Here is a 21,002-nt window from a genome sequence, read left to right as displayed (position 1 = left end):
CCCGTGTGGAGCCAAGCCATGAATGCACCATTGCCTGTTACCAGCCGCCCGCAGCCCTTGCAGACCGGGGTAAAACTGCGGGGAGCCGAGAAGGTGGCGCGTATCCCGGTGAAGATCCTGCCCACCGAAGAAATCCCGCGCAAGCCAGAGTGGATCCGCGTGCCCATTGCCACCTCGCCCGAGGTGGCACGGGTCAAGGCGCTGCTGCGTAAGCACAAGCTGCACAGTGTGTGCGAAGAAGCGGCCTGTCCAAACCTGGGCGAGTGTTTTTCGGGCGGTACTGCGACCTTTATGATCATGGGTGATATCTGCACCCGGCGCTGCCCGTTCTGCGACGTGGGGCACGGCCGGCCCAAACCTCTGGACAGGGACGAGCCGAAAAACCTGGCGATTGCCATTGCCGACCTGGGCCTCAAGTATGTGGTGATCACTTCGGTGGACCGTGATGACTTGCGCGACGGCGGCGCGCAGCACTTTGTCGATTGCCTGCGTGAAATCCGCAAGCTGTCGCCCGGTGTGCAACTGGAAACCCTGGTGCCCGACTATCGCGGGCGCATGGATGTGGCGCTGGCGATCACTGCGCAGGAGCCCCCCGATGTGTTCAACCACAACCTGGAAACCGTACCGCGACTGTATAAAGCCGCACGCCCGGGGTCGGATTTCGGGTGGTCACTGGATTTGCTGCAGAACTTCAAACACCGGGTGCCCCATGTACCGACGAAGTCGGGACTGATGCTGGGGCTGGGCGAGACGGACGAAGAGGTGATCGAAGTGATGCGGTGCATGCGCGAGCATGAGGTCGACATGCTGACCCTGGGCCAGTACCTGCAACCTTCGCGCAGCCACCTGGCGGTACAGAGGTTTGTGCACCCTGACACCTTCGCCTGGTTTGCCGAAGAAGGGTTGCGCATGGGCTTCAAAAACGTCGCCTCGGGGCCGTTGGTGCGCTCCTCCTATCATGCCGACAAGCAGGTACTTAACACCTTGTAGCAGCTGCCGGAGGAACGAGGCTGCGTTCGGCGGCGCAGCCGTCGTAAAACCGGATACAGCGGTGTGTCAGACAAGTGCCGGATTCAGGTTTTACGGGCGCTGCGCACCCGAACGCAGCCTCGTTCCTTCGGCAGCTGCTACGGTACGTGGCGTTCAATCCTTATTCAGTGCCTTGATGATCGCTTCAAAGTTGCCCTGCAACTCAGTCACGGGATCGGTGCCATCGGCACCGATTACCACCAGCTTGCTGCCACCCTCGGCAATGGCTTTTTGTACCTCGGCTGAAGGCTGGCGATGGTCCAGCACCAACGCCACTTCATTGTTTTTCAGGGTTTGGGTCAACCCTTGCAGTGATTCCGGTGTCCAGGTTTCATCACCCTTGTGATTGACCTCGACCCGCTCCAGATTCAACCCGCCAATCAGGTAATCCAATCGGTCGGACAGGCTCACCACACTCAAGTTGTCCGCCTGGGCCAACTGCGCTTCGCTGTCGGCGCTGAGCTTGAGCAGGCGCTGCTTGAGGCTCGCCAGATTGGCTTCGATCTGCGGCTTGGCATCCGGTGCCAAACGCACCAGATCGGCAGCGATCACATCCGCCATGCGCCCCATATTGTTGCTGGTCAGCCACGGTTGGCTATTGAGGCCATCGACATGAACACCTGGTTGCACGGCAATGCCCGGCAGGCTGCCGTCCACCGGCCGCGCCGCGTCCACTTCAACAATGCGGATATTGCTGCGCCGCGCCATCGGGTATAGCGGATCGTCGCTCCACACGGAGCGCAGGCCGATCACCGCATCGGCTTTTGTGGCCAGCGAGTGCAGGGCCGGGGCACCACGGCTGCTGAAATAGGCACTCTGGCGGCTGCCCGGCAGGTTGGCCGGTGCTGCCCGTTGCAGTTTCACGCCGCTGTCCTTGAGCAGCAGTTCGCTCAACCCAAAGGTAATCGGCAGGCTGGCCAGTACGGTGGTTTCGGCCAGCACCGGGGTGCTCAACAGGCCGGTGAGGGCCAGGGCGAGGGTCAGTTTGCGCAGAGTGAACATTTATCCAATATTCCCTTTCAGGCTGGGCACCACGCCACGGGCGATGGCGGCGAGGGCGAAGGCGATGCCGGCCATCAGAATGATCGCGGCACCGGACGGGATCGGCAGGTCAAACACGATGGGCAGCAGAATGCCGCACAGGGTGCTGACGGTGGCGATCAGCACCGAGATCCAGAAAAACCCTTTCAGCGACTGGCTGAGCAATCGTGCCGCCGCCGCAGGAATTACCAGCAGGGCGCCGACCAGAATCGCGCCGATAACTTTAACGGCGGCGACGGTGATCAGCGTCACCAGAATCACGAACAGGTAGTCCAGCGCCTTCACGGCCACCCCGCGTACAGCGGCCAGTTGCGGGTTGAAGCTGGCCAGCATGATGCGGTTGTACAGCGGCAAGCTGAGGCCCAGCACCAGCGCGCCGACCACGGCCAGTACCAGCAGGTCGTTACCGTTGACCGTCAATACCGAACCGAACAGCACGTTTTCGAGGATGTGCACGTTGATCTTGCCGGCCAGAATCAGCAGCAGGCTCGCGCCCAGGGCCAGCGACACCGAGAGGAACACTCCGATCAGCGTATCCGGTGCCAGCCCGGTGCGGTTGCGCAGGTAGTTGAGCGAAATCCCGAACAGCAGGCAGTAGCCGAACAGGCTGCCATAGGGGCCGGTGTAGGGTTCGCCGAGCAGGATGCCGATGGCCACGCCGGTCAGTGCGGCATGGCCCACGGCCTCGGAAAAAAACGCAAAACGCTTGACCACTACCAGGGTGCCCAGGCCACCCAGCACGGGGCCGATCAGCAAGCCTGCGAGCAGGGCGTTGACCACAAAGCCATACGCCAGTACTTCTGGCAGATAACCGGCAGACGCCCAGCCCTGGACTAGCAAGCGGAAGGCTTCGTAACTCATGAAAGGGCGCTCCCGTGAGCCTTGGGATGGGTCGAAAATAGCGTGAGCAAACGTTCCGGGCTCAGGGTTTGTTCCGGAGCCCCGTCGAACAGCACCTGGCGGTTGAGCCCGGTGACACGCTCGGCCAAGCGCTTGACGGCGGCCAGGTCGTGTTCGATCCACACCACCGTGACCCCTGCCCGGCGCCAGTCCGTCAGCAGTCGTTCAAACACCTGGGCACCGGCTTCGTCCAGGGCCGACATGGGTTCATCCAGCACCAGCAATTGCGGTGCCGGGATCAGCCCCTGGGCCAGCAGCACCCGCTGGCGTTCACCACCGGACAGCGCGCCCATGCGCCGCTTGCGTTTGTCTTGCATGCCCACCCGTTCCAGCGCTTCGCCGATGGCCGGGGCGACCTTGCGCGACAACCCCATAAAGGCCGGGCGACGCTGGCACATGGCGGCCATAAAGTCATCGACGGTCATCGGCAGGCCACGGTCGAATTCCAGTGCCTGGGGCACATAACCGATTAGCCCCGGCTCACCGGGCCAGTTCAGGCACAGGCGACCCTGATGGGGCATTTGCCCCAATAGCGTCTTGATCAGCGAACTTTTACCGCCGCCGTTGGGCCCTACCAGGGCATGCACACTGCCGGGGCGGATGCTGAAGCTGACATGATCGAGAATGGGCGTGCGCCCCAGGGTCAGCGACACCTGGTCAAATTCGACCCCCGGCCCGCAGGCCGTGACGCAGAGGCGTTCGGCGGCGGTCATGCGCCGGCCTCCTGGATTGCCCGGACCACGGTATTGAGGTTGCCGGTCATTTCTTTTTCGTACTTGTCGGCGCTGTAGTCACCGTAGGAAATGTGCGACAGCGGGTACAGCCTGACCCCTGACTCGCGCTGAATGGTGTCGACGTAAGTGGACGGGAAATCCATCTCGGAGAAGATCACCTTCACATCCAGTTCGCGCAATTGGTCGATGGTTTTCTTCAACTGGCTGGGGCTGGGCTCGATACCGTGGGCAGGTTCAACCACAGCCGTCACTTCCAGGCCAAACTCGCGCAGCAGATAGTCGTAAGCCGCGTGCACCGTGGCTACGCGCAGGTCGGCATTGGGTGCCTGGGTCAGCTTGGCCAGGGCATCTGCGCGCATCTGGCGCAGGCGTTTGCCGTAGGCGCGGGCATTGGCGGTGTAAGCCTTGGCGTTGGCCGGGTCGAGCTTGCCCAGTTCACGGGCAATGTTGTTGACCTGAGCGATCGAGGCGCTGATGGACAGAAAGGTATGCGGGTTGACCACCTTGCCTGCACCCCGTGCCGCGTTACCTGTGGCGGCCAGCAGCGGTACGTTCTGGTTGGCCTCGATCACCGGGATCTGCGGTTTTTCGCTGGCCTCGATCATGCGATCGGCGAAGTCATCATGGCCCACACCATTGAGCACGATGACATCCAGGGTGCCGATGCGCTTGATGTCTTCAGCGCGGGGCTCGTAGGCGTGCGGGTTGAACCCGGCCGGAATCAGCGGCACCACTTCAGCCCTGTCACCGACGATGTTTTTTACATAGCTGTAGTAAGGGTGCAGGGTGATGCCGATACGCAGCGGCTTGGCCAGGGGCGCGGGCGCGGTGTCGGCGCTGACCAGGGGAGACAGGCAAAGGGCGAACAGGCTGGCCAGCAACAGGGTGCGGCGGCGCAATACAGATGAAATCGACATGGCGAGCAGTCTTCTCTCAGGGCAAGCGGTGGGTTCAGTGGCGGTGCTGACGGGTAACCCCGGCATCGAATTGCGCGATCACTTGTTGCCAGCCACTCTGGTTGAGGGCGGCATCGTCAAGGTCGGCAGGGACACTGGCGCCGGGATTGCGGTTAAGCCACACGTCCGGTTGGTCGCCAATGCGCAGCAGAAACGAGCCTGCCACTTCAGGGCTGGGGCTCAGGCCCAGGTACGCCTGCTCGCCGAGCAACTGCCAGGCGTGGTTGCCACGGCTCACCGAACTGGCGTCTTGGGCAAAGGGCGCGAAGCCTTCTTCGGCCAGTTGCGCGGGTTGGGGCAGGGCGGCGGACTCTTCGCGCAGCAGCAGGATTTCGTCCAGGGTGACCCGCAGGTCGGCATAGATCCCTTGTTCGGCGGCATTCAGGTCGCGGCGCGCATCCAGCTGATGGGCCGCCACCGACGTCACCTCGCTGGATTCATGACGCCAGGCCACCACCGAGCCGGCCACGGTCACAATCAGCAGGCACAACAGCAGCACATACAGGGTTTCATGCCCCGCCCCGGCCGGGCGTACGACTTGAGTACTCATGGGGCCTCGATATCGGCTTGGTCGATTTCAACGATATGCCCAGGGCCGGCGTCGAAGAGCACATAAAACTCGGCATCCGGACGTTTGAAGGTCAGGGTCGAATCGGCCCCCAGCTTGCCGGGTACCAGGATGGTTTCGTCGTAGCCGATCACGTCCAGGGTCACCCCCGGTGCGCCGCTGCCATCAGAAAACCCGCCGGTGCAGCGGATTTGTCCGTCTTCAATGGCCTTGCATTCGCACATCGGGTTGTGGGCCTGTGCCTGGCTGCAAACGCCGATCAAGGCGATCAGGGCCGTTGCCAGGGCAGGTGTTTTAAACAGGCGCGCATGCATTATTTCGCTCCTCGTTGGGCCAGCCAGGCGAGGGTTGCCGGTGAGGCCTGGCTCAGGGGAATGGCGGCCTGGTGCATGGAGCCGTCCCACCCTTCGAGGGTGATCCACAGCTCGGCATCGGCCTTGGTGCGTTCCGGGATGGGCAGGGTGGCGCCCATGCGATAAGGCGTGCCGAAGAAAATCACCCCGGCGGCGCGCAGGCTGCGCGGTTTGCCGATACGCAGGTAGGCGGCCTTGACCTGATCGATGCAGGTGTCACACAGGGCCGCGTTAAAACTTTTCATATAACCTGCCGGGCCATCGGGGCGCGGGGCCTCGTTGCGCAACTCGGCCAGTTGCAGGCTCCAGGGGCCGACCTGCACGGTGCCGATGTCGCGCTCGCCCAGGCCGCTGTCGCCGCGAAACAGGGAAGCGTCGGCAAAGTACTTGGGCATAAAGCCCAGCGGCACCAGTAACAGCAGGACATTGATGTGAAAGCGCCATTTGTGCCACAGCCGGCTCAGGGTGGACGCAGGCTGTGCAGCCGCTGCCTTACTCATACATTGGCCTCTTCGTGCTGTGGTTTATGCGCCGAGACGGCGGCTGCCCGCCGGGGTATTTCGCTGCGTTTGAGGGCATTGGCGGTGGCCAGGGCCGTACGTTTGGTCCAGATCAACAGGCCGCTCAACACCATCATGCTGAGAATCAGGCCGAAGAAGAACCAGATCAGCTTGACCCACAACCCGCCAAAATCGCCGGTGTGCAGCGGGCGCATGGACTCGGTCACCAGCTCCAGTCCGGAGCGGTCGGCAATCATCCGTGAGCCTTCGATTGCGCCGTTGTACGGGTTGATGTCGGCAGTCTGGAACAGCAGCGGGTACCAGCCCGGGCCGCCCACCTCGATATGCCCGTAGGCATTGCTCGGCAGGCTGACAAAGCTGGCTTCCAGCCCCGGGATGTTGTCGGCGGCAATCTTGACCGCCTGATCGAGGCTGATCTGCGGTGCTGGCTTGCCGTCCGGCATAAGCGGCACATCCTGGCGGGCCACAACCGGCGGGTTGCCTGCGGTCGAGATGGAGATCTGGTTATCGAACATGAAAGCCTGGATCAGGAACCACAGACCGGTGATGGAAATCACTGCAATAAACCAGATCGACCAGATGCCGCACAGGCGATGAAAATCCCCCCAAAAAATCCGCGCCCCGTGTTTGAAACGCAGGTTGGGCTTGAAAAAGCCTTTCCAGAACTTCTTGTAGACCACCAGCCCGGTGATCAGCGATGCCAGCAGCGGCAGGCCGAGGAATGACACCAGGTACCAGCCCCAGCTATAGCCGTTGGTAAAGGGCACCAGCCACCAGCCGTGGAGGGCGCGGGTAAAGGCCTTGAAGTCAAAGCTGGGGCTTTCGCCCTGGATCACTCCGGTATAGGGACTGATATACAACGATGGCGAGCGGCCGTCCGGGTACACCACGCTGGCCACCAGGGCAAAGTGCGACTCGTCCGGGCGGCTGATCGACTGTACGGCCAGCGTCGGTTCGGCCTTGTGAATGGCGCTCAGTACCTGCTCGTAAGTCAGCAGGGGTGCATCATCGGCCGGTTGTGTGGCACGGGCCTCGGGGGTGGCTAGCCAGACGATCTCCTGACTGACCACAGCCAGCGTGCCGGTCACGCAGACAATCAGCACAAAGAACCAGATGGGCAGGGTCATCCAGCTGTGAACCAGGAACCAGAGTTTTGAACGGGATTTTTTGGACATGGGAAACGGCAAACTCGCGGCGGGGCGGGTGTGTAATCGCCATTGAGAAGCGACTGCTTATCCATGTAGGACGGATGAGAAGAGCAAAACCCGAAGCTAGATATGTAAAAAATTGTTTCTTGTTCTCATTCGCCTGTAGCAGCTGACGAGCGGAGCGAGGCTGTGTTCGGCAGCTGCTACAAGGGCCAGTATCACCCTAGCGACCGCCCCAGCTTCCAGTACCCCATCAAGGTCAGCCCCTTGCGGTCCATGCCGCACTCATGGACGAAAAACCGCCTGATCGCCATCACCGCCATCGATTCCCCGGCTACCCAGGCATAAAACTCATTGTGTTTGGCGCTGGCCCGATCCCACAGGCGCTGGTTATCCAGATCCAGCTCTTGCAGTTCAGCGCACGCCCGGGCCTGCATGCGTCTGGGCGGCAGGCTGGCCAGTTCGCGGGCGGCCAGGAGCATGCCATCGCCATGCTGTTTGCCCAGGCTGGCACGCGGCAACCAGTGCACCTTGGTGTTCGGGCCACAGAGCAAGGGCTGGCAGTCGGCTTCTTGAGGAACTTCAATAAAGGCCTGGACCTGGGGGGTGTCGGGGTGCAGGGCAAGTTCTTCAAGGATGCCGGCAATGGCTGGCAGCGCAGTTTCGTCGCCGATCAGCAACAGTTTGCGCATGCCTTGCGGTGGCTGCCATTCATAGCCACCGGGGTCGTCGGTGCAGGCTGCATTGGGCGCTGCGATCTGCAGGCGATCCCCCACCCTGGCCTGGCTAGCCCAACGTGTGGCAGGGCCGGTGACGCCGTGGAGGACGAAGTCGATATCCAGTTCGCCGGCCTCTGTGCGCAGGTTGCGAAGGGTGTAGGAGCGCATGGGTGGCACTGACTCGGGGCTCATATCCCGCAGGGGCGCTCGCCAGTCGCTCTGTTTGGGCAGGTTGGCGGTGGCGCCGTTGGCGCTGGGGAACAGTAGCTTGACCCGTTGGTCGGGTGCCAGGGTGCGCATCAGCGCCACATCGCTACCGCTGAACACAAAGCGCGTCAGTGACGGGCTCAAGGTGATGCGGTGCTTGAGCTGGATATCGAACAGACGATATCCCGCAGGCTTGCTCAGACGATTGCGCAGGTTTTGCACCAGGGTGGCAGCGGCGGACATAACAGCACCTCAATAGCAGGAGTCGTCTTGTATAACGAGCCATTGCGCGCCGAATTTAAGGGGCTGGGGGTTAGGCGCCGAACCCGATCTGTGCAATCAGCCACAGGTTGGCGCAACTGATGACTGCAAACAGAAACCACGCCAGCAGCCGCGTCGGCAGTCGGTTGGCAAACGGGCCCATAAGTCGTTTGTCGCTGGTCATGCGGATCAGCGGGTACAGGGCAAAGGGCAGTTGCAGGCTGAGTACCACCTGGCTGAGGATCAGCAGCTTGCCCACCGCATCGTCGCCCATCAGCCACACGCCCAGGAATGCAGGCACCAGTGCCAGCCCGCGGGTGATCAGGCGCCGTTGCCAGCAGGGAATCTTCAGGTTCAGATAGCCCTCCATGATCACTTGCCCGGCAATGGTGCCGGTGAATGTCGAGCTTTGCCCCGAGGCCAGCAATGCCACGCCGAACAGGATGCTGGCCATGGCTCCGCCCACCAGCGGGTCGAGCATGCGGTAGGCGTCCTGGATCTCGACCACGTCGGTATTGCCGGTCTGGTGGAAAGCGGCCGCAGCGAGGATCAGGATGGCTGCATTGACCAGCAGCGCCAGGGCCAGGGAGCCGATGGTGTCGATGCGTGAAAGGCGTACGGCATCCAGTTTGCTGGCGTAGTCGCTGCCGGTCAGGCGTGTCTGGACGATGGAGCTGTGCAGGTACAGGTTGTGCGGCATCACGGTGGCGCCAATGATGCCGATGGCGATGTACAGCGGTGCTGCGTCGCTGATGGCCGACAGTGAGGGTTTGAAGCCCTCGAACACGTCGGGCCAGTAAGGTTTGATCAGTACCAGTTCGACAAAAAAACAACCGACGATAGTCATCACCAGCGCCAGCATGATCGCTTCAAGTCGGCGAAATCCCCGGCCTTGCAAGGCCAGCACCAGCAAGGTGTCGAAGGCAGTGAGGGCGATGCCGGTGGTCAGCGAGCAGCCCAGCAGCAGATGGAACGCCAGCGCGCAGCCGAGTACTTCGGCCAGGTCGGTGGCGATGATCGAGATTTCCGCCAGCATCCATTGCACCCGCGCCGAGCGCTTGCTGTAGCGCTCACGGCACAGCTGCGCCAGATCGCGGCCGGTGGCGATGCCAAGGCGCGAACACAGGCATTGCACGGCCATGCCCGCGAGGCTGGCGAGCAGTACCACAAACAGCAGGTGGTAGCCGTAACGTGAGCCGGCTTCGATGGCGGTGGCCCAGTTGCCGGGGTCCATATAGCCGATGCTGATCAGCAGGCCGGGCCCGGCAAAGCGCAGCACGCGCCTGAAAAACGGCGCGCTGGCGTCGACGGGCACGCTGCCACTGACTTCGGAGGGGCAGAAGGGCGCAGTGGCGGTTGTTGGCAGGCGGAATTTCAAGCGCAGGCTCCGGGTCAGGCTGGGTGGGGCAATGGCACCGGGGTGAGAACGGGTTTGCCGGCAAAAAACGCCCGCAGGTTATCGACCACCAATTGCACCGTGGCTTCGACCGCATCGGGTGACTGGCCCGCTACATGCGGGGTCATGACCACATTGCCGAGGGTTTTCAGCGGGTCGGGTACCAGGGGTTCGTCTTCGAACACATCCAGCCCGGCCCCGGCGATTTTGCCGGCGGTCAGGGCGCTGATCAGCGCCTGGGTATCGACCACACTGCCGCGGGCAATATTGATCAGGTAGCCTTCGCTGCCCAGGGCGTCCAGCACACGGGCGTTGACCAGGTGATGGGTGGCGCTGCCACCGGGGGTGGCGATCATCAGGAAATCCACCGCAGCGGCCAGTTCCAGCACGCTGGCACAGTAGGTGTAGGGCGAGTCGGGGTGCGGCTGGCGGCTGTGGTAGCGGATGCTCATGTCAAAGCCGTGGGCCGCTCGTTTGGCGATGGCAGCGCCGATGGCGCCGAGGCCGATAATGCCCATGCGTTTGCCCGACAGTGACGGCTGGCGCACCTTGACCCATTCATTGCGGCGGATGCTGGCGTCGGCCTGGGGGATGCCGCGCACCACGGACAACAGCAGCGCCATGGCGTGGTCGGCAACCGATGAAGCATTGGCACCGGCGCCAAAGGTCACGGTAATGCCCAGGTTGCTGGCGGCCTGCAAATCGACCTGTTCGAAGCCGGCGCCGATCACGCAGATGATTCGGAGCAGGGGCAGGGCGGCCATTTCATCGGCCTGCAAGCCCAGCGGGCCGCGAGTCAGCACGGCGTCGATGCGGGCGCCGTGTCGGGCTATGGCTTCGGCGCGACTGGCGGGGGTGGGCGCAAGGATCAGCTCGTAGCCCTGGTTCTCCAGCATATGCAGGTAATCGTTAACGCTCTCTACCAGCACCAGCACAACGTGGGGCATAGGTCTCTCCAGCCAGGGGATGTCGGGAATGAGCCGAGATTAACACCGGTATAGGCTGTTTTTCCCCGTATCAATTCGATACAAACGCTCTATTACAGCTTTTTTCAACCGTGTGGCGGCCGGGCTGAGTCCTGTACTGGAGCCGGGCCGGGTCGGCCTGTTACCATTCGCCCTTTGTTTTATCTTCACTTCGAGACCGCCCATGACCACCGTTCGCACGCGCATTGCGCCATCGCCTACCGGCGACCCCCACGTCGGCACCGCTTACATTGCTTTGTTCAACTACTGCTTTGCCAAGCAGCATGGCGGCGAATTCATCCTGCGGATCGAAGATACCGACCAACTGCGCTCGACCCGCGAGTCCGAGCAGCAGATCTACGATGCCCTGCGCTGGCTGGGTATCACCTGGAGTGAAGGCCCGGACGTCGGCGGCCCGCACGGCCCGTACCGTCAGAGCGAACGTAGCGACATTTACAAGAAATACACCCAGCAACTGGTGGATATGGGCCATGCGTTCCCGTGCTTCTGCACGAGTGAAGAGCTGGACCAGATGCGCGCCGAGCAAATGGCCAAGGGCGAGACCCCGCGCTACGACGGTCGTGCGCTGCTGTTGTCCAAGGAAGAAGTGGCTGAACGCCTGGCCGCTGGCGAACCTCACGTAATCCGCATGAAAGTGCCGACCGAGGGTGTCTGCGTGGTGCCGGACCTGCTGCGCGGTGACGTTGAAATCCCGTGGGACCGCATGGACATGCAAGTCCTGATGAAAACCGATGGCCTGCCGACCTACTTCCTGGCCAACGTGGTCGACGATCACCTGATGGGCATCACCCACGTACTGCGTGGCGAAGAGTGGCTGCCATCGGCACCCAAACTGATCCTGCTGTATGAATACTTCGGCTGGGAACAACCGCAGCTGTGCTACATGCCGCTGCTGCGCAACCCGGACAAGAGCAAGCTGTCCAAGCGCAAGAACCCGACTTCGGTGACGTTCTACGAGCGCATGGGCTTTATGCCTGAAGCGATGCTCAACTACCTGGGCCGCATGGGCTGGTCGATGCCGGACGAGCGCGAGAAGTTCTCGCTGCAGGAAATGGTCGACAACTTCGATCTGAGCCGTGTATCGCTGGGCGGGCCGATTTTCGACGTTGAAAAGCTGTCCTGGCTCAATGGCCAATGGCTGCGTGATTTGCCGCTGGACGAGTTCGCCAGCCGCGTACAGCAATGGGCGCTGAACCCCGAGTACATGATGAAAATCGCGCCGCTGGTACAGGGCCGTGTCGAGACGTTCAGCCAGATTGCACCGCTGGCCGGGTTCTTCTTCTCGGGCGGCCTGCAGCTGGATGCCAAACTGTTTGAGCACAAGAAGCTGTCCAACGAGCAAGTGCGTCAATTGATGCAGTTGATCCTGTGGAAGCTGGAAAGCCTGCGTCAGTGGGAAAAGGACGCCATCACCGGCAGCATCCAGGCCGTGGTTGAAAGCTTGGAGTTGAAGCTGCGTGATGCCATGCCGCTGATGTTTGCCTCGATCACGGGGCAGGCCAGCTCTGTGTCGGTGCTGGACGCCATGGAAATCCTGGGGCCGGACCTGACCCGTTTCCGTCTGCGTCAGGCGCTGGACCTGCTGGGTGGCGTGTCCAAGAAAGAAAACAAAGAGTGGGAAAAGCTGTTTAACACGATTGGTTAACAGGGCGTAAAAAACCGTAGCAGCTGCCGAAGGAACGAGGCTGCGTTCGATTGCGAAGCAATCGTAAAATCTAAATGCACGGTTTTTCAGTCAAATCGAGCATTCTGCATTTACGACGGCTATGCCGCCGGACGCAGCCTTCGGCAGCTGCTACAAGGTTTTGGTTGGGGTTTGGCCCCGTATTTACGGGGTATGAAGGGTAAGTGGTTGTTCTCACGGCAAATTTTTTTAAAAAAGTTTAAAAATAAGTTTGACAGCCTACCGATCCAGTCTTAATATGCGCCCCGTCAACACAGCAACACGAAACAAGCAGAACGCAACACGGCAACACCCAAGACTGAAAGTTTGGGGCTATAGCTCAGCTGGGAGAGCGCTTGCATGGCATGCAAGAGGTCAACGGTTCGATCCCGTTTAGCTCCACCAAATTTACTGTTCAATGCCTGGCCACACCGGCATTGAATCGACCAGCACTCAGTGCTGGTCAAGTTAGAAGGTTTGTGTCCCCTTCGTCTAGTGGCCTAGGACACCGCCCTTTCACGGCGGTAACAGGGGTTCGAGTCCCCTAGGGGACGCCAGTTTTACAGAAGCAGCACTTCGGTGATGCTCCGCCGCCAGGCGATAAATCGGGGCTATAGCTCAGCTGGGAGAGCGCTTGCATGGCATGCAAGAGGTCAACGGTTCGATCCCGTTTAGCTCCACCAATTTACAGTTCAATGTCGGGCCACACTGGCATTGGATCGATCAGCACTCAGTGCTGATCACTGTTAGAAGGGTTTGTGTCCCCTTCGTCTAGTGGCCTAGGACACCGCCCTTTCACGGCGGTAACAGGGGTTCGAGTCCCCTAGGGGACGCCACGATTACCCGCTTTGCGGGATTTATAAGGGTCATTCGATTATTGAATGACCCTTTTGTTTGTCTGCAGTTTTTTAATTCCAGCTCTTCAAGTTTCCCGTCGCCCCCTCTGCGTTACACTGCGCTCCTTATTTCTGTACAGGGAGACAAGGCATGAGTTGGGATTTGGCAGCGCCGTTTATCATTGACCTGCAGGTGCAGGCCGAAGACATTGACGGGTTTGGTCATGCCAATAACGCGTCCTATGTGGTCTGGCTGGAACGCTGCGCTTGGCGCCACTCGCAGCGCCTGGGCTTGGACCTCACCGAGTACCGTCGCCTCGACCGCGCCATGGCGGTCTCCCGTCATGAAATCGACTATCTTGCCAGCGCCTACGAAGGCGATGAGCTGCAGCTAGCCACCTGGATTGTCGATTGTGACCAGCGCCTGCGCATGACCCGTCATTTTCAATTGGTGCGCCCCTGCGATGGTGTGACCCTGTTGCGTGCCCAAACCACCTTTGTCTGCATCGAACTGTCCACGGGCAAGGCCAGGCGCCTGCCGCCCGAGTTCCTTGACGGTTATGGCCCGGCTGTCGTGACGGCCTGACCGTCAGCGCCTACGCATACCGATTGCCCGCAGAACCGCGTAAACTGCCGCACGTTTTTCATGAGAGTCACCCATGCAAATTGCTTTGGCGCCGATGGAGGGGTTGGTCGACAACATCCTGCGTGATGTCCTGACCCGCACCGGCGGTATTGATTGGTGCGTGACCGAATTTATTCGGGTCACCGAACGGCTTTTGCCCGAAGCCTACTTCCATAAACTCGCTCCCGAGTTGCAGCACGGTGCGCAAACGCGTTCCGGCGTGCCGCTGCGCGTGCAGTTGCTGGGCTCGGACCCGGCGTGCCTGGCCGATAACGCGGCATTGGCCTGTGAGCTGGGCAGCGGGGTGATCGACCTCAATTTTGGTTGTCCGGCCAAGACCGTGAACAAGTCCCGTGGCGGGGCGGTGTTGCTCAAGGAGCCCGAACTGCTGCACGCCATCTTGCTGCAAGTGCGTCGCACCGTGCCTGCGCATATTCCGGTCACCGCCAAGATGCGCCTGGGCTTCGACACGCCCGACAGCGCCAATGAGTGCGCAATCGCCCTGGCCGAAGGCGGCGCCAGCCAGATCGTGGTGCATGCGCGGACCAAGATGGATGGCTACAAGCCGCCTGCGCATTGGGAATACATTGCCCAGGTGCAGGAAGCGGTCAAGGTGCCGGTGTTTGCCAATGGCGATATCTGGTCGGTTGAAGATTGGCGTCGTTGCCGCGAAATCAGTGGCGCTGAAGACATCATGCTCGGCCGTGGTCTGGTGTCGCGCCCCGATCTGGCCGCGCAAATTGCCGCTGCCCGCGCCGGTGTTGAGGTAGTGCCGATGACCTGGGCCGATTTGCAGCCCATGATCCGCGACTTCTGGGCCCAGGCCGAGGCCCAGCTGACCCCGCGCTCGGCACCGGGGCGGCTCAAGCAGTGGCTGGCAATGTTGACCCGCAACTATCCTGAAGCGGTGGTGTTGTTCAATGCCATGCGTCGTGAAACAGACTGTGAGAAGGTCCGGCACATGGTCAACAACCCGCCTGTCGATGTGGCTTGAAGCGTCTGAAAAAAATTTCAAAAAAAGCCTTGAAATGGTTTTGACGGTCCCTATCTTAGGGGTACGCGATGCCGAAACCGGGTCGCGTAACAAAATCTCGCTGAAATCAGGAGGATGAAATTATGAGCAACGCTTTTTCAATGGCGCCACTGTTCCGTAATTCTGTCGGCTTTGACCGTTTTAGTGATTTGTTTGAAACCGCACTGCGCAACGATTCAAGCGGCGGCTACCCACCTTACAACGTTGAAAAACGGGGTGAAGACAGCTACCGCATCGTGGTAGCAGCTGCAGGCTTCCAGCAAGATGATCTGGACCTGCAAGTAGAGAAAGGTGTGCTGAGCGTCAGCGGCAGCAAACGCGAAAGCACCAGCGAAGAAGGCGTGACCTTCTTGCATCAAGGTATTGCACAGCGGGCATTCAAATTGTCCTTCCGCCTTGACGATCATATCGAGATCAAAGGCGCAAACCTGAGCAATGGTTTGCTGAGCATCGACCTGCAGCGGGTGGTGCCGGAAGAGGCAAAAGCCAAACGCATCCCGATCAATGGGGATTCGCAGCCTGCTCTGCAAAACTGATCTGAGCATGTGCCAGGCAAGAACCCCGTCCAGGTGACGGGGTTCTTTCTATCCGCAGTTTGTAACGAGCAGTACGCAGGCATTTGTCCCCGATCCTCTCCCCGGGGCAAGTGCCTGCATTTCATCTCACCCGTACTTCTTCACTTACCCGCCTGACCTGCTGTCAGCTGGTTTTTCTGCAGGTTTTTTTCGGCTTTGTAGCGCAGGGCTACGTCGGGCACACCGCCACTTTTACCGGTTTCCACCCAGTTGCGAATTCGACCGGCATCGGCGAAGTGGGTGTACTTGCCAAAGGCATCCAGAATGACCAGGGACACCGGGCGCCCACCCATTTCAGTCACCAGCACCAGGCAATGACCGGCCTGATTGGTAAAGCCGGTCTTGGTGATCTTGATATTCCATTTGTCTTTTCTGACCAGGTGATCGGTGTTGCTGAAACCCAGGCTGTAGTTGGGTTTGCGGAACGCCACGGTCTTTTCCTTGGTGGTGCTCAACTGGCTGAGCATCGGGTAATGCCGCGCCGCTGCCAGCAGCTTGCTCAGGTCGCGGGCAGTGGATACGTTGTGGATCGACAACCCGGTCGGCTCAACATAGTGAGTGCTCATCATGCCCAGGCTTTTGGCCTTGGCATTCATCGCCGCGATAAAGGCTACATAACCCCCCGGATAGTGGTGGGCAAGGCTGGCGGCTGCCCGGTTTTCCGAAGACATCAGGGTGATCAGCATCATTTCGTGACGCGACAGCTCGCTGCCGATTTTTACCCGCGAAAACACGCCCTTCATCTCCGGGGTGTCGCTGATATTGACCGAAATGGATTCGTCCATCGACTGCTTGGCATCCAGCACTACCATGGCGGTCATCAATTTGGTGACGGAGGCAATTGGCACGATGGCGTCAGGGTTGCTGGCAAAAATCACTTTGTTGGTTTGCAGGTCGATCAGCAGCGCACTGCCTGAGGCGATGTGCAGTTGCGAGGTATCCCGTGGGGCCGAAGTGCTTTCAGCCGCTGCGGCGATTGAAGAAGCACTGGTGCCTGCCAGAACTAAACACAGGCTCAAAATGGAAAAATGAATTTTCACGCAGAATGACTCAAGAAGGGTTGGGAAGTACCGGGCTGCAACGGCTGTTATACACATGACGTTACATTTAGTCAGTATGGATCAGTGGCGGCAGAAATGCCTGATTTTGCAGAGGTTTGTCAGAGAAAACCCGAATATACCGGTAAAAAGGTTGGGTGCCGCGGCGACCCTAGCAGGAGGATGCTGTTGGTTGGCTGAACGGACTGGAGGCTTTGAAGTGCAGGCAGGCAGAGCCTGGTGCGCCACCTGCGAGGGCTTGGCCTCGCAGGCGTGCGTGCTTACGATTCCGGTTGATAATGCAGCAAGTCCCCCGGCTGACAATCCAGTGCGATGCAAATGGCTTCCAGGGTTGCCAGCCTGATGCCCTTTACTTTCCCTTGCTTGAGCAGTGACAGGTTCTGCTCGGTAATGCCCACCCTGTGCGCCAGGTCCTTGGATTTGACCTTGCGCATGGCCAGCATGACGTCCAGCTTGATCTCGATCGGCATTTTGGCCTCTTAAACGAACTGCTGATTTTCCCGCGCCAACGAACACGCCTTGTACAGGCTGCGGGCGATGATCATAAGGGAAGCCGAGAGGAACAAGGCAACAAGATGCGACGGCTCGAAGCTGATCGTGAGCAAGCGCTCGCCCGCAGGCCGCAAAATGGTGACCCAGACACTCATGACCGGGGTTAACAGGAGGCTGGCCAGCACCCATATAGAAACGCTTTTACCCACTTTACCCAGCAACTCGGCAGATTCGGTCGAGAAATACTCGCCCTTGCTGTAGGCCAGAAACAGGCTGCGCAGGGCCAGCAAGCCTTTGGCGAGTATCAGCAGGGGGATGCTGGACAGGGTTATGGCACCAGCAACCTGCCACCAGGGCATCAACGGGATGTCGGCCTGCAGTGTTTCGGTCATGGCGCTCAGGTTGAACCCGCCCACATAAGTGCCTATGGCGTTGGGGAAGATCCAGTAAGCGATATTGGCCAGCAACATACCCGCGACAAGTGCCAGCGTGGTTGTGGCCAGGATGCGGCTGCGATTGGCAAGGGGATCGGTTTTCATCGAACAGTCCTTCTGGTTCTGCTTGTGGTTGTAAAAAGCCCGGAATCTGCCCAGGGAAAGCGTATTGCCCTGCGCAGTGAAACTATCGTATTGCGATAAAAAATTACTGTAAAACGATAATATCACCCTCTGTATTAACAAATATTTCCACTGTGCCGATTAGGCAGGGCAGTGCAATTGTGTAAAATGCCGGCCCCTTGAAATTGACCGGTCGGCCTGATGACTCCTGAAGCGTTAACCACCCTGCACCAGCACTTATTGACTGCACTGCAGGCTGTGCCTGCTGAAACCCGGCGTTTGTTCCATGGGCGTGGACGTTGCTGGCCCGGGCTTGAGCAGTTGACGGTGGACTGGTTGCAAGGCGTGGTGCTGGTTTCTCTATTCAAGGAGCCCGAGGCCCTGCAACTGGCTGCACTCAAGCAACTGCTGCAGGCCATTGTTCAGTCAGCCGCGTGGCAGGCCAGCGGTGCACACACACTGGTGCTGCAACATCGCTATACGCTGCAAAGCGACACCGAGTGGCTGGTGGGCGAGGCAATTGACGAGTGGACGCTGACTGAAGGCGGATTGCGCTATCGCGTGGACCTGGGCCGCAAACAGAACAACGGCCTGTTCCTGGACATGCGTTATGGTCGTGACTGGGTAAGGGCCAATGCCGGGGGCAAGCGAGTGTTGAACCTGTTTGCCTATACCTGCGGTTTTTCAGTGGCCGCCATAGAAGGCGGCGCCCAGCATGTGGTCAACCTCGACATGTCCCGTGCGGCCCTGAGCCGTGGCCGCGACAACCATCGCCTGAACGGGCATGACATGAGCAAGGTGACGTTTCTGGGTCATGAGCTGTTCAAGTCCTGGGGCAAGGTGAAAAGCACCGGCCCTTACGATCTGGTGATCATCGATCCGCCGTCATTTCAGAAAGGCAGCTTTTTGCTGACCAAGGACTACCAGCGCGTGGTGCGCCGCCTGCCGGAGTTGCTCAGTGAAAATGGCACAGTACTGGCGTGCATGAATGACCCGGCACTGGGTTCGGACTTTTTGATCGATGGCGTGACCCGTGATGCGCCGAGCCTGCGTTTTGTTCAGCGCCTGGACAACCCGCCGGAGTTCCCGGACGCCGATGTCGAGTGCGGCCTCAAGGCGCTGGTGTTCAGGCAGGGCGTTTGACAGGCGAAAAAAAGCCCGCAGGGGAGGTGCGGGCAAGGGGTTCATTGAATGAGCAATGAGCGCTGCGAATATACCGCTCGTTGCGTTCGAAGACTGTGAAACAAAATTCATGGTTCTGCGGGTGCTCGTGACCGTAGCAGCTGGCGCAGGAACAAGGCTGCGTCCGGCGGCGAAGCCGTCGTAAAGTCAGAGCACAGGTTTTTACAGATAAACCGCATGCTCTGGTTTTACGATCGCTTGGCAATCGAACGCAGCCTCGTTCCTTCGGCAGCTGCTACGCAGGGGTTATTTGGTACGCGACGACTCAAACAGGAACCACACGCGGCGCTCGGCCTCGTCGATCCAGTTTTCCAGCAGGCTGGTAGTCGCCACATCGCCCAGCTCGGAGCACATGTCGTGAGTCTCACGCATATAGGCGGCCAGCTGGATATTGTCTTCGCGCAGTTCTGCCAGCATGTCTTCCGGCGTCACGAAGTCGGCGTCGTTGTCCAGCAGGCGTTGCAGCTTCTTGATGTGGCCGATGGAGCGGATTGTGGTGCGCCCCAGCTTGCGCACACGCTCGGCGATGGCATCGGTGGTCGCGTAGATCTGGTCAGCCTGCTCGTCGAGCAGCAGGTGGAAATCACGGAAGTGCGGGCCGGACATGTGCCAGTGGAAATTCTTGGTCTTCATGTAGATGGCGAAGGTGTCTGCGAGCAGCGCGTTCACTTCGGCTGCGATATCGATACAGGCTTTTTCGCTCAGTGCCGTAGGTGTCCGCAGATCGGCCTTTCTGCTTTCCTTGGCGGATTTCAGGTCTTTCATGGTGGTTCCTCGTGGCAGCGGTTGATCGGAATTAACGTCTCTTGAATGCGGCTGACTAAAGACCAGGTTTGCTCTCTCGTCAAACGCGGCGGGCTGTTTTCACGCGGTCCGCGTCAGGTTATGAGGGCAGCAGAGCAAGATCGTTCAAGACTTTTTACCCTGATGTTGCGACCCTTTGCCGCTGCTTACTGCCGGAATGTTTTTGATGCCTGATGCCCTTGCTCGAACCGCGTTTATGCGCGGCGCAATTGCCTGCCTGCCGCTGACCCTGGCGTGTGCCCCCTGGGGGCTGCTGGCCGGTTCCACCGCAATCGATGCCCAGCTGACCCCCGCGCAAAGCCAGGGGCTGTCACTGTTTGTGTTTGCCGGTGCGGCGCAACTGGTTGCCATTGGCATGATCAAGGGCGGTGCCAGTGCGATTTCGATTCTGGTCACCACCTTGCTGCTGACCTCGCAACACTTGCTCTATGCCATGCACTTGCGCCCGCTGGTGGCGCCGCTCGAGCCCAAATGGCGCTTCGGGCTGGGCTTTTTGCTCACCGATGAGTTCTTTGCCCTGGTCAGCCCCTTCGACCAGAATACCTTCAATCGCTGGTATGCCCTGGGTGTGGGGCTGTGCATGTATGTGGGCTGGAATATTTTCACCCTGCTGGGCGTGGTGCTGGGCAAGAGCATCCCGGGGCTGGATCAGCTAGGGCTGGAGTTCTCGATCGCGGCCACCTTTATCGCGTTGATTACCCCGGTGGTGCGCAATATCCCGACCGTGGTCTGCGTGGCGGTCTCTTTGTTCACGGTGGTGGTGTTCAGTCACTGGCAGTGGGAGTCGGCGATTGTGCTGGCCGGGTTGGCGGGTATGGTCGCGGGCTATGCCTGCAAGCGGCTGGGAGGGTACTGGGCATGATCTGGGCAATTATTGGCGGGATGACGTTGATCCTGTTTTTCAACCGCTACCTGTTTCTGGAACCACGCTTGCCGATTCGCCTGAATCGAGGGGTGAAGGAGTTTTTGGGCTTTGCCGTACCGGGGATGCTGACGGCGATTTGCGGGCCGATCATTTTCGTCAAGGACCATCAGCTGGATCTGAGCCTGGCCAACCCCTACCTGCTGGCCGGGTTGTGCGCCATCGGGCTGATGCTGTGGAGCCGCAATGTGCTGCTCAGTGTCGCGTTGAGTGTGGCGCTGTTTTATCTGTTTCGCTGGTGGCTTTGAGCTGGGCGGCGGCGCGCGAGGTAAACGGGCCGCTGACGGCAACGCCGTCACTGACCACATACCAGCATGCGAGCAGGCCGTCGGCACGCAGCGGGGCGGGAACGGCACTGCCGATCACCGACATGACATGAATCTTGGGCATACAGACCTCCTTCAACAATGGCGCTACCTTACGGGCTGTGCCGCTG

24 protein-coding genes and 4 tRNA genes are annotated in these 21,002 nt (G+C 60.1%); 12 read left to right on the top strand and 16 right to left on the bottom strand.

Annotated features, from left to right (window positions below):
• The first annotated feature begins 18 nt into the window (after positions 1–18).
• Positions 19–990, top strand: coding sequence for a lipoyl synthase (gene lipA / locus PPTH39_RS05130; protein ID WP_130871716.1), 972 nt, complete (start codon positions 19–21; stop codon positions 988–990).
• A 153-nt stretch (positions 991–1,143) separates the two neighbouring features.
• Here the strand turns inward: lipA and PPTH39_RS05125 are convergent, their stop codons facing one another.
• The 11 genes from PPTH39_RS05125 to PPTH39_RS05075 form a co-directional block, all read right to left on the bottom strand.
• On the bottom strand, positions 1,144–2,031 hold the full coding sequence (locus PPTH39_RS05125; protein WP_130871715.1) for a metal ABC transporter solute-binding protein, Zn/Mn family: 888 nt from the start codon (positions 2,029–2,031) through the stop codon (positions 1,144–1,146).
• Positions 2,032–2,931: a metal ABC transporter permease gene (locus PPTH39_RS05120; protein WP_095018972.1), complete on the bottom strand. Its 900-nt coding sequence runs from the start codon at positions 2,929–2,931 to the stop codon at positions 2,032–2,034.
• Positions 2,928–3,683, bottom strand: coding sequence for a metal ABC transporter ATP-binding protein (locus tag PPTH39_RS05115; RefSeq protein ID WP_095018971.1), 756 nt, complete (start codon positions 3,681–3,683; stop codon positions 2,928–2,930). The genes PPTH39_RS05120 and PPTH39_RS05115 overlap by 4 nt, the downstream gene beginning before the upstream one ends.
• A complete protein-coding gene (locus tag PPTH39_RS05110) occupies positions 3,680–4,621 on the bottom strand; it encodes a metal ABC transporter substrate-binding protein (protein WP_095025035.1) in 942 nt (313 codons plus the stop codon). Before PPTH39_RS05110 ends, PPTH39_RS05115 begins: the two co-directional genes overlap by 4 nt.
• A 34-nt stretch (positions 4,622–4,655) precedes the next feature.
• Positions 4,656–5,210 (bottom strand): DUF6162 family protein, encoded by a 555-nt coding sequence (locus PPTH39_RS05105; RefSeq protein ID WP_095002724.1) that lies wholly within the window; start codon positions 5,208–5,210, stop codon positions 4,656–4,658.
• The gene (locus PPTH39_RS05100; protein WP_095002723.1) at positions 5,207–5,542 is read right to left on the bottom strand and encodes a hypothetical protein; all 336 of its coding nucleotides are present in this window, start codon (positions 5,540–5,542) and stop codon (positions 5,207–5,209) included. The genes PPTH39_RS05105 and PPTH39_RS05100 overlap by 4 nt, the downstream gene beginning before the upstream one ends.
• A complete protein-coding gene (locus PPTH39_RS05095) occupies positions 5,542–6,081 on the bottom strand; it encodes a thiamine pyrophosphate-binding protein (protein ID WP_095002722.1) in 540 nt (179 codons plus the stop codon). Before PPTH39_RS05095 ends, PPTH39_RS05100 begins: the two co-directional genes overlap by 1 nt.
• Positions 6,078–7,277 carry a PepSY-associated TM helix domain-containing protein gene (locus PPTH39_RS05090; protein ID WP_130871714.1) on the bottom strand — a complete coding sequence of 400 codons (1,200 nt, stop codon included), beginning with the start codon at positions 7,275–7,277 and terminating at the stop codon, positions 6,078–6,080. The genes PPTH39_RS05095 and PPTH39_RS05090 overlap by 4 nt, the downstream gene beginning before the upstream one ends.
• A 191-nt stretch (positions 7,278–7,468) precedes the next feature.
• Positions 7,469–8,419, bottom strand: a complete 951-nt coding sequence (locus PPTH39_RS05085) for a siderophore-interacting protein (protein ID WP_130871713.1) — start codon at positions 8,417–8,419, stop codon at positions 7,469–7,471.
• Positions 8,420–8,489: 70 nt separating this feature from the next.
• A complete protein-coding gene (locus PPTH39_RS05080) occupies positions 8,490–9,815 on the bottom strand; it encodes an Nramp family divalent metal transporter (protein WP_130871712.1) in 1,326 nt (441 codons plus the stop codon).
• Positions 9,816–9,829: 14 nt separating this feature from the next.
• Positions 9,830–10,780, bottom strand: a complete 951-nt coding sequence (locus tag PPTH39_RS05075; RefSeq protein WP_095032210.1) for a 2-hydroxyacid dehydrogenase — start codon at positions 10,778–10,780, stop codon at positions 9,830–9,832.
• A gap of 202 nt (positions 10,781–10,982) precedes the next feature.
• Between PPTH39_RS05075 and gltX the strand changes: the two genes are divergently transcribed.
• The 8 genes from gltX to PPTH39_RS05035 all read left to right on the top strand — a co-directional run bounded on the left by gltX (position 10,983) and on the right by PPTH39_RS05035 (position 15,512).
• The gene (gene gltX / locus PPTH39_RS05070; RefSeq protein ID WP_130871711.1) at positions 10,983–12,464 is read left to right on the top strand and encodes a glutamate--tRNA ligase; all 1,482 of its coding nucleotides are present in this window, start codon (positions 10,983–10,985) and stop codon (positions 12,462–12,464) included.
• 347 nt (positions 12,465–12,811) lie between these two features.
• Positions 12,812–12,887 (top strand) — tRNA-Ala (locus PPTH39_RS05065).
• A 76-nt stretch (positions 12,888–12,963) separates the two neighbouring features.
• Positions 12,964–13,039 (top strand) — tRNA-Glu (locus PPTH39_RS05060).
• A gap of 50 nt (positions 13,040–13,089) precedes the next feature.
• Positions 13,090–13,165, top strand: a tRNA-Ala gene (locus tag PPTH39_RS05055).
• Positions 13,166–13,242: 77 nt separating this feature from the next.
• Positions 13,243–13,318 (top strand) — tRNA-Glu (locus tag PPTH39_RS05050).
• Between the two features lie 151 nt (positions 13,319–13,469).
• Complete coding sequence (locus PPTH39_RS05045) at positions 13,470–13,904, top strand: acyl-CoA thioesterase (RefSeq protein WP_095002275.1); 435 nt, start codon at positions 13,470–13,472, stop codon at positions 13,902–13,904.
• A gap of 73 nt (positions 13,905–13,977) precedes the next feature.
• The gene (locus tag PPTH39_RS05040; protein WP_095018966.1) at positions 13,978–14,937 is read left to right on the top strand and encodes a tRNA dihydrouridine synthase; all 960 of its coding nucleotides are present in this window, start codon (positions 13,978–13,980) and stop codon (positions 14,935–14,937) included.
• A 122-nt stretch (positions 14,938–15,059) separates the two neighbouring features.
• Complete coding sequence (locus tag PPTH39_RS05035) at positions 15,060–15,512, top strand: Hsp20 family protein (RefSeq protein WP_016780349.1); 453 nt, start codon at positions 15,060–15,062, stop codon at positions 15,510–15,512.
• Between the two features lie 140 nt (positions 15,513–15,652).
• On the opposite strand, the gene pbpG is transcribed toward PPTH39_RS05035, so the two are convergent.
• The 3 genes from pbpG to PPTH39_RS05020 all read right to left on the bottom strand — a co-directional run bounded on the left by pbpG (position 15,653) and on the right by PPTH39_RS05020 (position 17,640).
• A complete protein-coding gene (pbpG, locus tag PPTH39_RS05030) occupies positions 15,653–16,591 on the bottom strand; it encodes a D-alanyl-D-alanine endopeptidase (RefSeq protein WP_095021194.1) in 939 nt (312 codons plus the stop codon).
• A 278-nt stretch (positions 16,592–16,869) separates the two neighbouring features.
• Positions 16,870–17,079: a helix-turn-helix domain-containing protein gene (locus tag PPTH39_RS05025; RefSeq protein ID WP_095002278.1), complete on the bottom strand. Its 210-nt coding sequence runs from the start codon at positions 17,077–17,079 to the stop codon at positions 16,870–16,872.
• A 9-nt stretch (positions 17,080–17,088) separates the two neighbouring features.
• Positions 17,089–17,640, bottom strand: coding sequence for a DUF2975 domain-containing protein (locus tag PPTH39_RS05020; RefSeq protein WP_095018964.1), 552 nt, complete (start codon positions 17,638–17,640; stop codon positions 17,089–17,091).
• A 219-nt stretch (positions 17,641–17,859) separates the two neighbouring features.
• Between PPTH39_RS05020 and PPTH39_RS05015 the strand changes: the two genes are divergently transcribed.
• Positions 17,860–18,801 carry a class I SAM-dependent methyltransferase gene (locus PPTH39_RS05015; protein WP_095018963.1) on the top strand — a complete coding sequence of 314 codons (942 nt, stop codon included), beginning with the start codon at positions 17,860–17,862 and terminating at the stop codon, positions 18,799–18,801.
• Between the two features lie 285 nt (positions 18,802–19,086).
• Here PPTH39_RS05015 and PPTH39_RS05010 read toward each other — a convergent pair whose 3' ends face one another.
• Positions 19,087–19,605, bottom strand: coding sequence for a Dps family protein (locus PPTH39_RS05010; protein ID WP_095002281.1), 519 nt, complete (start codon positions 19,603–19,605; stop codon positions 19,087–19,089).
• A gap of 205 nt (positions 19,606–19,810) precedes the next feature.
• Between PPTH39_RS05010 and PPTH39_RS05005 the strand changes: the two genes are divergently transcribed.
• Both PPTH39_RS05005 and PPTH39_RS05000 read left to right on the top strand, forming a co-directional pair.
• Positions 19,811–20,506 carry an AzlC family ABC transporter permease gene (locus PPTH39_RS05005; RefSeq protein ID WP_095002446.1) on the top strand — a complete coding sequence of 232 codons (696 nt, stop codon included), beginning with the start codon at positions 19,811–19,813 and terminating at the stop codon, positions 20,504–20,506.
• Positions 20,503–20,814, top strand: coding sequence for an AzlD domain-containing protein (locus PPTH39_RS05000; protein WP_095002282.1), 312 nt, complete (start codon positions 20,503–20,505; stop codon positions 20,812–20,814). The genes PPTH39_RS05005 and PPTH39_RS05000 overlap by 4 nt, the downstream gene beginning before the upstream one ends.
• Here PPTH39_RS05000 and PPTH39_RS04995 read toward each other — a convergent pair.
• Positions 20,762–20,956: a hypothetical protein gene (locus tag PPTH39_RS04995; protein WP_095002283.1), complete on the bottom strand. Its 195-nt coding sequence runs from the start codon at positions 20,954–20,956 to the stop codon at positions 20,762–20,764. The genes PPTH39_RS05000 and PPTH39_RS04995 overlap by 53 nt on opposite strands.
• Positions 20,957–21,002 lie beyond the last annotated feature (46 nt).

Origin of the sequence: Pseudomonas bubulae, assembly GCF_900618535.1 — a bacterium.
GTDB classification, from domain to species: Bacteria; Pseudomonadota; Gammaproteobacteria; order Pseudomonadales; family Pseudomonadaceae; genus Aquipseudomonas; species Aquipseudomonas bubulae.
This window is presented reverse-complemented; position numbering and strand designations above follow the sequence as displayed.

Bases quoted from the DNA above. Each gene is read 5' to 3' on its own strand.
- lipA (WP_130871716.1), top strand. From the start codon at position 19: ATGAATGCACCATTGCCTGTTACCAGCCGCCCGCAGCCCTTGCAGACC.
- PPTH39_RS05125 (WP_130871715.1), bottom strand. From the start codon at position 2,031: ATGTTCACTCTGCGCAAACTGACCCTCGCCCTGGCCCTCACCGGCCTG.
- PPTH39_RS05120 (WP_095018972.1), bottom strand. From the start codon at position 2,931: ATGAGTTACGAAGCCTTCCGCTTGCTAGTCCAGGGCTGGGCGTCTGCC.
- PPTH39_RS05115 (WP_095018971.1), bottom strand. From the start codon at position 3,683: ATGACCGCCGCCGAACGCCTCTGCGTCACGGCCTGCGGGCCGGGGGTC.
- PPTH39_RS05110 (WP_095025035.1), bottom strand. From the start codon at position 4,621: ATGTCGATTTCATCTGTATTGCGCCGCCGCACCCTGTTGCTGGCCAGC.
- PPTH39_RS05105 (WP_095002724.1), bottom strand. From the start codon at position 5,210: ATGAGTACTCAAGTCGTACGCCCGGCCGGGGCGGGGCATGAAACCCTG.
- PPTH39_RS05100 (WP_095002723.1), bottom strand. From the start codon at position 5,542: ATGCATGCGCGCCTGTTTAAAACACCTGCCCTGGCAACGGCCCTGATC.
- PPTH39_RS05095 (WP_095002722.1), bottom strand. From the start codon at position 6,081: ATGAGTAAGGCAGCGGCTGCACAGCCTGCGTCCACCCTGAGCCGGCTG.
- PPTH39_RS05090 (WP_130871714.1), bottom strand. From the start codon at position 7,277: ATGTCCAAAAAATCCCGTTCAAAACTCTGGTTCCTGGTTCACAGCTGG.
- PPTH39_RS05085 (WP_130871713.1), bottom strand. From the start codon at position 8,419: ATGTCCGCCGCTGCCACCCTGGTGCAAAACCTGCGCAATCGTCTGAGC.
- PPTH39_RS05075 (WP_095032210.1), bottom strand. From the start codon at position 10,780: ATGCCCCACGTTGTGCTGGTGCTGGTAGAGAGCGTTAACGATTACCTG.
- gltX (WP_130871711.1), top strand. From the start codon at position 10,983: ATGACCACCGTTCGCACGCGCATTGCGCCATCGCCTACCGGCGACCCC.
- PPTH39_RS05045 (WP_095002275.1), top strand. From the start codon at position 13,470: ATGAGTTGGGATTTGGCAGCGCCGTTTATCATTGACCTGCAGGTGCAG.
- PPTH39_RS05040 (WP_095018966.1), top strand. From the start codon at position 13,978: ATGCAAATTGCTTTGGCGCCGATGGAGGGGTTGGTCGACAACATCCTG.
- PPTH39_RS05035 (WP_016780349.1), top strand. From the start codon at position 15,060: ATGAGCAACGCTTTTTCAATGGCGCCACTGTTCCGTAATTCTGTCGGC.
- PPTH39_RS05025 (WP_095002278.1), bottom strand. From the start codon at position 17,079: ATGCCGATCGAGATCAAGCTGGACGTCATGCTGGCCATGCGCAAGGTC.
- PPTH39_RS05020 (WP_095018964.1), bottom strand. From the start codon at position 17,640: ATGAAAACCGATCCCCTTGCCAATCGCAGCCGCATCCTGGCCACAACC.
- PPTH39_RS05015 (WP_095018963.1), top strand. From the start codon at position 17,860: ATGACTCCTGAAGCGTTAACCACCCTGCACCAGCACTTATTGACTGCA.
- PPTH39_RS05010 (WP_095002281.1), bottom strand. From the start codon at position 19,605: ATGAAAGACCTGAAATCCGCCAAGGAAAGCAGAAAGGCCGATCTGCGG.
- PPTH39_RS05005 (WP_095002446.1), top strand. From the start codon at position 19,811: ATGCCTGATGCCCTTGCTCGAACCGCGTTTATGCGCGGCGCAATTGCC.
- PPTH39_RS05000 (WP_095002282.1), top strand. From the start codon at position 20,503: ATGATCTGGGCAATTATTGGCGGGATGACGTTGATCCTGTTTTTCAAC.
- PPTH39_RS04995 (WP_095002283.1), bottom strand. From the start codon at position 20,956: ATGCCCAAGATTCATGTCATGTCGGTGATCGGCAGTGCCGTTCCCGCC.